Origin of the sequence: Shewanella sp. SM87 (assembly GCF_025653705.1) — a bacterium.
Classification (GTDB): Bacteria; Pseudomonadota; Gammaproteobacteria; order Enterobacterales; family Shewanellaceae; genus Shewanella; species Shewanella oncorhynchi.
Genome location: NZ_JAKKSC010000015.1, coordinates 108,950 through 117,970, shown reverse-complemented (window position 1 = coordinate 117,970; position 9,021 = coordinate 108,950). Strand labels below are relative to the sequence as shown.

At 43.7% G+C, this 9,021-nt stretch carries 8 protein-coding genes and 4 tRNA genes; all 12 read right to left on the bottom strand.

Features of this window, described 5'->3' with window-relative positions; translation table 11 throughout:
* Positions 1-129: 129 nt before the first annotated feature.
* The 12 genes from L5M11_RS13660 to L5M11_RS13605 all read right to left on the bottom strand — a co-directional run bounded on the left by L5M11_RS13660 (position 130) and on the right by L5M11_RS13605 (position 8,439).
* Positions 130-205, bottom strand: a tRNA-Lys gene (locus L5M11_RS13660).
* Positions 206-243: 38 nt separating this feature from the next.
* Positions 244-319, bottom strand: a tRNA-Lys gene (locus tag L5M11_RS13655).
* A 59-nt stretch (positions 320-378) separates the two neighbouring features.
* Positions 379-454 (bottom strand) — tRNA-Lys (locus L5M11_RS13650).
* A 185-nt stretch (positions 455-639) separates the two neighbouring features.
* Positions 640-715, bottom strand: a tRNA-Lys gene (locus tag L5M11_RS13645).
* 142 nt (positions 716-857) lie between these two features.
* The gene (gene ybgF / locus L5M11_RS13640; protein WP_028760345.1) at positions 858-1,604 is read right to left on the bottom strand and encodes a tol-pal system protein YbgF; all 747 of its coding nucleotides are present in this window, start codon (positions 1,602-1,604) and stop codon (positions 858-860) included.
* Between the two features lie 24 nt (positions 1,605-1,628).
* Entirely contained in the window at positions 1,629-2,162 is a 534-nt protein-coding gene (gene pal / locus L5M11_RS13635) for a peptidoglycan-associated lipoprotein Pal (protein WP_028760346.1), read from the bottom strand.
* Positions 2,163-2,208: 46 nt separating this feature from the next.
* Positions 2,209-3,537 carry a Tol-Pal system beta propeller repeat protein TolB gene (gene tolB, locus L5M11_RS13630; protein ID WP_028760347.1) on the bottom strand — a complete coding sequence of 443 codons (1,329 nt, stop codon included), beginning with the start codon at positions 3,535-3,537 and terminating at the stop codon, positions 2,209-2,211.
* A 9-nt stretch (positions 3,538-3,546) separates the two neighbouring features.
* Positions 3,547-4,572, bottom strand: coding sequence for a cell envelope integrity protein TolA (tolA, locus tag L5M11_RS13625; RefSeq protein ID WP_263192454.1), 1,026 nt, complete (start codon positions 4,570-4,572; stop codon positions 3,547-3,549).
* The gene (gene tolR, locus L5M11_RS13620; protein WP_113938780.1) at positions 4,573-5,007 is read right to left on the bottom strand and encodes a protein TolR; all 435 of its coding nucleotides are present in this window, start codon (positions 5,005-5,007) and stop codon (positions 4,573-4,575) included.
* Positions 5,007-5,693 carry a protein TolQ gene (gene tolQ, locus L5M11_RS13615; protein WP_028760350.1) on the bottom strand — a complete coding sequence of 229 codons (687 nt, stop codon included), beginning with the start codon at positions 5,691-5,693 and terminating at the stop codon, positions 5,007-5,009. Before tolQ ends, tolR begins: the two co-directional genes overlap by 1 nt.
* The gene (gene ybgC / locus L5M11_RS13610; RefSeq protein ID WP_006081251.1) at positions 5,683-6,084 is read right to left on the bottom strand and encodes a tol-pal system-associated acyl-CoA thioesterase; all 402 of its coding nucleotides are present in this window, start codon (positions 6,082-6,084) and stop codon (positions 5,683-5,685) included. Before ybgC ends, tolQ begins: the two co-directional genes overlap by 11 nt.
* A gap of 171 nt (positions 6,085-6,255) precedes the next feature.
* Positions 6,256-8,439: a prolyl oligopeptidase family serine peptidase gene (locus L5M11_RS13605; protein ID WP_263186558.1), complete on the bottom strand. Its 2,184-nt coding sequence runs from the start codon at positions 8,437-8,439 to the stop codon at positions 6,256-6,258.
* Positions 8,440-9,021: the final 582 nt, after the last annotated feature.

Below are 9,021 nucleotides of genomic sequence, written 5' to 3'. Positions count from 1 at the left end.
GTCGTGAAGGATTCGAACCTTCGACCAATTGGTTAAAAGCCAACTGCTCTACCGACTGAGCTAACGACCCATCTAGGTATTACGATAAAAATGTTCACTTATTTTGGCATCAACAATGCGAATAATAAGTGGTGGGTCGTGAAGGATTCGAACCTTCGACCAATTGGTTAAAAGCCAACTGCTCTACCGACTGAGCTAACGACCCATCGAGGTATAACGCTGATTTATGCACTTTCAGTAAAGTGGTGGGTCGTGAAGGATTCGAACCTTCGACCAATTGGTTAAAAGCCAACTGCTCTACCGACTGAGCTAACGACCCATCTAGGTATTACGATAAAAATGTTCACTTATTTTGGCATCAACAATGCGAATAATAAGTGGTGGGTCGTGAAGGATTCGAACCTTCGACCAATTGGTTAAAAGCCAACTGCTCTACCGACTGAGCTAACGACCCATCTGATGTTGCGCTGATTTATGCACTTTCAGTAAAGTGGTGTGTCATTAAGGATTAGAACCATTCGACTGATTGGTTAAAAGCCAACTGCCCTAGCTTTATAAAAAAGCGACTGAGCTAACGACAAATTGTACTACTGACTATCTCGTTAAATACCACTAACTTATTCTATTTATTAGATTAAGTGGTGGGTCGTGAAGGATTCGAACCTTCGACCAATTGGTTAAAAGCCAACTGCTCTACCGACTGAGCTAACGACCCATTTACTGGTATTTCACGCCCCGAACGACCTCGCCGCTCTGAGGGCGCCTATAATACCTTTTTCATCTTCTCATGCAAGCGCAAATTCCCAATTTTTTGTCGTTTGCATGAAAAACAGACTAAGAGTATGTTTTTTAGTTAATTACGCTTTAATTGCAGCCAGTTGCTGCTGTGCAATGCGTGCTGCGGCGCTATTTGCGTAATCTTTGACAACTTGTTGGTAGTATTGCATCGCACCAGCTTTATCACCGGTTTTCTCGGCGATCATGCCAAGCTTCACTAAACTATCGCCACGTTTATTAGAATCACTAAAACGATCAACCACAGTTTTGAAGGCTTGTTTGGCTTCTGCAAATTCGCTCTTATTAAATAATAGCTGTCCTAACCAATAGTTCGCATTCGCGGCATACACAGAGTCTGGGTATTGTTTGATAAAAGCACGGAAGGCAGGAATGGCATCGTCATACTTACGCTCTTTTAAGACTAAGTTAACGGCATTTTCATAACTTGCAGTTTCACTTAAACTACTTGCGGCAGCATTGGTCGATACCACAGAGGGGATAGATGTCGCTGCAGCTGCAGGTGCGGCAGATGCCTTTGAGGATAAATTAGCAAGCTCATCATATAACTGACGCTGACGCTCTTGCATCTGCTCAATCTGATAATTCTGTTGTTCGGTTAAACCGCGTAAATCGAGAACTTCCTGCTGCAGTGTATCAAGACGACGTTGCATCTCGAGCTCACTTTGTTGTCTCGATTTTACAATACGTTCGATACGAGCAAGTCTGTCATCACCCGAACCACCAGCAATATCTTCCACAGGAGCAGGCGCTGCAACTGCAGCGCCCGCACCAAGGAACATTGCCGTAATTAAGACGGCACGTTTCATTGTGTTACTCTCCGAGATTCAATCTTAGTAAACTAAAACTGCACGACGGTTTTTGCCAAAACCTTCATCAGTGCGAGAAAAATCAAGTGGTTTTTCTTCGCCATAGCTGACTACGCTCATTTGGCTTGGCTGTACGCCCATACCTTGTAGGTATTTAGCAACGGCTTTAGCACGACGTTCACCCAGAGCAATGTTGTACTCAGGAGTGCCACGCTCGTCCGCATGACCTTCAATCAGTACGCGCACACTTGGGTGCTCAACTAAGTAAGTACCATGAGCTTCTAATACAGCGGCGAATTCAGTTTGAACTTCACTGCGGTCGAAATCGAAGTAAATGATGTGTTCTTTTCTCAACTCTTCTAACTGCTGACGTTGCTGCTCTTCAGATGACAACATAGCACCCACACCACCAGTTTGAATGCCACCATTCAGTTCGCTACCTGAACCGTTTGTTGAGCCCATTGCATCAGTTTCTGATTCTGAAGTTGAGCTACATGCACTAATAGCCATAATTGGAAGTGCTACCAACATAGCTTTTAACAACTTATTCAGATCCATTACGTGTTCCTTATAAAATTAAATGTGATTAAATCAAGGTATAACATTAGAGAAACGGAGACCAAGAAGGTGATTTCACCTCGCCTTGACCCACGGGTAATCTCGCTTTAAAGCGTCCATCCGTAGAAACAGCTGCTAATACTTGCTTACCTTGGTGTGTAGTGCCATATATGACCATAGTACCATTAGGCGCCACACTTGGGGATTCATCCAAGCGTGTAGAGGTTAGCACCTGCATAAAACGCGTATTTAAGTCCATACGCGCAATATTAAACTTACCGTTAGTACGGTTAACAAAAATCATACTACGTCCATCTGGCGTAATTGAACCGCCAAGGTTCCATTCACCTTCAAATGTTTCACGACTCACTTTACCTGAACTTAACTCTACGCGATAAATTTGCGGTCTACCACCACGTTCAGAGGTGAAAATCAACGACTTCCCATCAGGATACCATGATGGTTCAGTATCGATAGCATAGTGATTGGTAATACGCTTAATCGCTTTTGTCGCAATATCGATAACATAGATCTCAGGCTGACCATCCTTAGACAGCGTCACAGCCAAAGATTTGCCATCAGGAGAGAAAGCCGGCGCACCGTTAATACCAGGGAAAGAGCTCACTTTAGTGCGCACTTGGGTATAAAGGTCTTGTACGAAAATCTCTGCTTTTTTATTTTCAAAGCTAACATACGCCAAACGACGCCCATCGGGTGACCAAGTAGGTGACATTAATGGCTCAGGTGAGCGCAGTAACATTTGCTCGTTAAAACCATCATAGTCCGCAACCATCAACTGATAAGGTGCTTTTTGAGTATGATTGACCACGACGTAGGAGATCCGCGTTAAGAATGCACCGCGAATACCGGTTAACTTTTCATAGACGATATCGCTAATTCTATGACCATATTGACGAAATTGCGCTGCTGAAATCACAGTTTGGCGACTGTCCATCAAAAATTCTGTAGCGCTGACTGAGCCTTTCAATGCTTGGTTTTGTGCTTTAACTAAATCGATTAAATCAAAGCTCACCAAATACTGATCGGTTCCGTAAGGTTTCACAGTACCTAACACCACAGCTTCTGCGCCAACGCTAGACCATGAACTAGGTTGAAACTGAGCCAAAGCACCAATATTGCGCTGAGGTAGTCCGAGCTCGTCTAAAGGTTTAAAGGTACCGCTACGAGCTAAGTCAGACATCACCACATCAGCAATCGCTTGTGGCGGTGCGCCAGGACCTTGCCATACAAAAGGCATCACAGCGATGGGACGCGCTGCGTCAACACCTTCTGTGATCACAATATCCAATGCCGCTTTCGCGGGGGTGGTGCACAGCAGAACTGCCAGTGCTAACCATTTTGCCAATATTTTCATGGTGCTCCTTTAATTAAACGTTGGTTCAACGATTAAGTTAATTTCTTTCATCAAGTTATAAACCGCAGGATCCGGAGACACAGGCAGTTTGCCCGCTTTCAAAATCGCCGCTTTTGCTGCACGACAAACGTTGGGATCACCACCTTTTGTTTGGCTGCTGATCACAAACCCATCATTCGCTAAACGCACAGAGACAGTACAAGTCTTTCCACGCATAGATTCATCCACTACCAAATTACGTTGAATAGTTGATTTTATCATTGCCTGATACTTACCGACTTCACTCTGCATCTGCTTATTCATGGTTTGCGACAGCGCCGCTTGCTCAGCCGCTAATGCATCAGCCATTTCCTGCTCTTGATCGGCAAGGGCTTTAGCATCCGCTTTAGCTTTAGCATCCGCTTTAGCTTTAGCATCCGCTTTAGCTTTGGCATCAGCTTTAGCTTTGGCATCTGCTTTAGCTTTGGCATCAGCCTCCGCTTTAGCTTCCGCATCTGCTTTTTGCTTACGGTCAGTTTCAGCTTTCACTGCAGCAGCTTCTTCAACCTTGCGTTTTTCAGCGGCTTTTTGTGCGGCGTCTTCAGCAATCTTACGCTCCTGCTCTTTCAGCTTACGGTCAGCTTCGGCTTTGACCGCCTTTTCCTTTTCCTGCTGCTGTTTCACCTGGGCTAATTTGGTCGCTTCATTGGCTTTTTGAATCTCAATTTCCTGCTGCTTACGTTCTTGCTCTAGCTGTTTAATCTGAGCTTGTTCGCGCTCGCGTGCCTGTTTCGCTTCTTGAGCTTTGCGTTCAAGCTCGGCTTGACGTTCTTGCTCACGGCGTTCGGCATCACGCTTTTCTTGCTTAAGTTTCTCAACTTGATTAGCCACTTTTTGCTGATCAACCATAACAGCTTTGATTGCTGGTGCGCTAACTTGTTGCATAGGCTCAGGTTTGTGAGAAAAATCTATTCCTAATGCCAGAATAATTATCACGCCAATATGAATACCCGCTGAAATTGACAGAGGTAATGTTACATCTGACTTATCTGCCACCTATTTCTCCTTGGGTGAATCCGTCATCAAACCGACTGATGGCACACCAGCTTGCTGCAGTGTCACCATCAACTGAATCACTTTATCGTAAGGAATATTTCTATCGGCTTTAACCACAACAGGACGCTCAGGTTCAGTCACGATAAGTGCAGCCACTTCCGTTGCCAATTCTTCCAAATCCATAGGCACATTCGTTGAACCGCCTTTATTGAGGAAGTAATCACCGTCACCATCGATAGAAGCAACAATGGGCGGCTTACTGTCATTGGGTAACACTTCTGCCGCCCCTTGAGGCAGCTCCACTTTGACCCCTTGGGTCACTATGGGTGCTGTTACCATAAAAATAATTAACAGCACGAGCATGACGTCGATATAAGGCACCACGTTGATTTCAGCAACGGGGCGACGACGTTTGCGCTGATAAGCTGGTTGCATTATGCCCCTTCCTTCTCACTGTATGCTTGGCGATGCAAAATGCTGGAGAACTCTTCCATAAAGTTTGCGTAAGCCATTTCTAATTTATCGACTTGGGTCGAGAAACGGTTGTACGCAATTACCGCTGGAATTGCAGCAAATAAACCCATAGCCGTTGCAATCAAAGCTTCAGCAATACCGGGTGCAACCATAGCTAAGGTGGCATTTTCCATCGAACCAATAGCGATAAAAGAATTCATGATCCCCCATACCGTACCAAATAAACCGATATAAGGGCTAGTCGAACCAATCGTTGCTAATAACGGTAAGTTAGCTTCTAACTTTTCCATTTCGCGAGACAAGGTCACACGCATAGCTCGCGATGTACCATCCATGACGGCATCGGGCACTTTGCTATTTAATTTATTCAGGCGTGAATATTCCTTAAAGCCAGTCACAAATAATGACTCTAAACCGCTATTATCTGGACGGGATGATAATTCTTTATACAAACGGTTTAAATCAACACCTGACCAAAATTTGTCTTCAAACTTCGCCGATTTACTTTTTGCGGATGTCAGTAAGCTACGGCGTTGTAAAATCACCGTCCAAGACATCACCGACAAGCAAAGTAAAGTGAACATAACAAATTTCACTAATAAACTGGCTTGTAAAAATAACCCAACAATCGACATATCAGCTTGCACTGTCAAACTCCTGCACAATATTTAAGGGAATAGCTCGGGGACGCATACGTGATAGCGCAACACAAACAACCAGCACTGTGCCTTCACAATAACAGTCTCCCTGTTTATCGACCAAGCGTTGATGAAAGATCAACGAGGCCTTTTTCAACTCTATGACCTTAGTTTCAACAATAAGGTTCTGTTCAAAACGTGCTGCTTTGCGAAAATCGAGTTCCGCACGCTTTACGACAAAAGCAGTGTCGTCGGCTAATAACGCAGTCTGACTCACGCCAAGGGCTTTTAGCCACTCGGTTCGCGCGCGCTCAAAAAAGTTGAGGTAGTTCGAATGATAGACAACGCCACCAGCGTCGGTGTCTTCGTAATAGACTGAAATTGGCCAATGAAACATAATTTGAAAATAAGCAAATTTTGGTTGAAAAATTGACGCTTACTATACCTAGGGAAACAAGACTTGTGAATGACCCGATGAAGATATAGATAGGAATAGCGCGGGTTTCAGATGAATAGGGGCAATTGTAAAAGAGAATGGGGTCAAACGACCCCATTTTATTAACATAGTTAGTTATTTTGCGATAGCTTGTGGCAAAGTTAAGCCAAAACTCTGCCACAAGAAACTGTAGATGTCGGCAAATTCGTCGATCTTCATCGCCGTGGGCTTACCCGCTCCATGACCAGCATTTGACTCAATACGCATAATGACTGGTTTATTGCCCTGCTGTTTCTCCTGCAGCATGGCCGCAAACTTGAAACTGTGTAATGGCACAACACGATCATCATGATCCGCAGTCATTACCATAGTCGCAGGATAAGCTTGCGCTTTTACATTGTGATAGGGCGAATAAGCCAATAGCGCAGGGAATTGCTCTGCTTTATCGGCACTGCCGTATTCACTCGTCCAAGCCCAACCAATAGTGAACTTGTGGAAACGCAGCATATCCAACACGCCCACCGCAGGTAATACGGCAGCAAAAAGTTCAGGACGTTGAGTCACAGCAGCGCCCATCAACAGACCACCATTACTGCGGCCATAGGCACCGAGTTTAGAGCTGTTGGTGTATTTTTCGCTGACCAGATATTCAGCAGCAGCAAAATAGTCATCAAACACATTTTGCTTTTTGTCGAACATCCCCGCTTGATGCCAGCTTTCGCCATACTCAGCACCGCCACGTAAACTCGGCACGGCATAAATGCCACCCATGTCTAACCAAGCGATATTGGCAGGGCTAAAACGTGGTGTCATCGAAATGGCAAAACCACCATAGGCATAAAGTAATGTCGGATTTTGACCGTTTTTCACTAAGCCCTTTTTATAGGAGAGCATCATAGGCACACGCGTACCGTCTTTGCTGCTATAGAAAACCTGTTCAGAAACATAGTCATCGGGATTAAACGAGACTTTGGGTTTAGCAAAAACGGTTGAACCGCCAGTTTTAAAATCAAACTTATAGGTGGTTTCAGGCTGAATATAACTATTAAACACATAGTAGAAATAATCTTTGCTGGCTTTACCAAAAGGCCCTGTCACATTGCCAAGACCAGGTAATGCCACATCTTGACGCTTCTGACCACCCATACTGTAAATCGATAATTGACCTAACACATCATGTAAATAACTCACCACTAAATGGTCATTAATAATGGCGACATTATTAATCGGATCTTTAGACTCAGGAATAATCGTTTGCCATTGCGATTTATCACTATTGCGGGTGTCAATCGCAATCACTTTACCGTTAGGTGCCTCTAAGTCAGTTTTGAAATAAAACACTGAACCATCATTACCGAGAAACTCATATTCAGCTTCTAATTTGAGGATCAATTCCACCACTTGGGATTTAGGCTCAAATAACGATTTATAGAAGAAACGATTACGCTTATCCGTACCTTGAGAAATCGACAGTAATAAGTATTCACCTTTCTCAGAGACATCAATGCCAAAGCCCCAATCTTTATTCTGTGGACGCTCATAAATCAATAGATCTTGATGTTGGTCTGTGCCTAATTTGTGGTAATACACTTTTTGGTTAAAATTAACGTCAGCTAAGACATCCCCCCCTGCTGGGGCATCATAACGGGCATAAAACACGCCTTGGTTTTCTTTATCCCACACTGCGCTAGAAAATTTAATCCATTTCAGTTCATCGCCCAGTTTCTTACCGGTTGCAATATCAACGAACTGCCATTGCTGCCAATCTGAGCCAGAATTTGAAACGCCATAGGCTAAAATTTTACCGTCATTACTCACAGCAACGCCGGATAAGGCAACAGTACCATCCGCAGACAGTTTATTTGGGTCAAGAACAGGCTTTTCAACACCATCTAAACCTTTAACGTACAAAACCGATTGCGCCTGTAGGCCATCATTACGGTAGTAAAATTGATTGTCGCCGTTTTCAAACGGAGCAGAGACTTTTTCGTAATTCCAAAGTTCTGTAATACGTTCGACCACAGCTTGTTTATTGGGGATCTTAGCGAGGTAGGCTTGACCAAAGTCTTGTTGTTCTTTTACCCACTCTTCAGTTTCAGGCGTATTGGCCTCCAGATGACGATAAGGGTCGGCCACAGCGACACCATGAATGGTTTCGACGAGGTCATCTTTTTCAGTAACAGGGTAAACGAGTTTAGTTGCGCTTGCCTGCTCAGTCGAATTTTGCTCAGGTGCATTGCCACTTTGGCAGGCACCGAGTGCCATCCCCAATGTGGCCACTAACAAACCTTGCTTTGCAAGGCGAAATCTTAATGCCATCGTGTTGTCGTCCTTCTTATGGTTTCGGGCTTAAGGCCTTTTCAGCAAGTACTATACAAGCAAAAAAAATCATGGCAATGGCGTAACTTAATATGAAGTTTTTTAAGCTGTATCGTGAATTTAACAAAATAGCAGCAAGGATAAGCTTATTGAAGTGTATTATTATGCATTAATAGTGAGTTATAAGTTATTAATCAAGGTAAATAGTGACTTAAGTGATATAAATCACCTTTGTAGCCATTAGAATTACTAATGTTTATGGGCAATTTTTCTCGTTTGTTTTACAACAGGTTTCCCAATAGAATGTGCTTGTTTTCAGGAGATAACTGCTTGCAGATATCTCCTGAAAACAAAGAACTTTTAAACTGGTGTGTTCCCAACACTTCAGTTTCTTTTCTGGTTCTTATGCTTGACTTCCTTCCTTCAATTTGTTGATTGCAAATGCATTATTTTTGCGGCCCGCTTAGTTTAAGCGGGCTTTTTTTTAGCATTTCAAACACAATCCTGATTATTGCAACGGCCAAGTTTTATACATCATCGATATTACTCGTACTTATCCCACTCTCGCTTTCTGCAGTACTT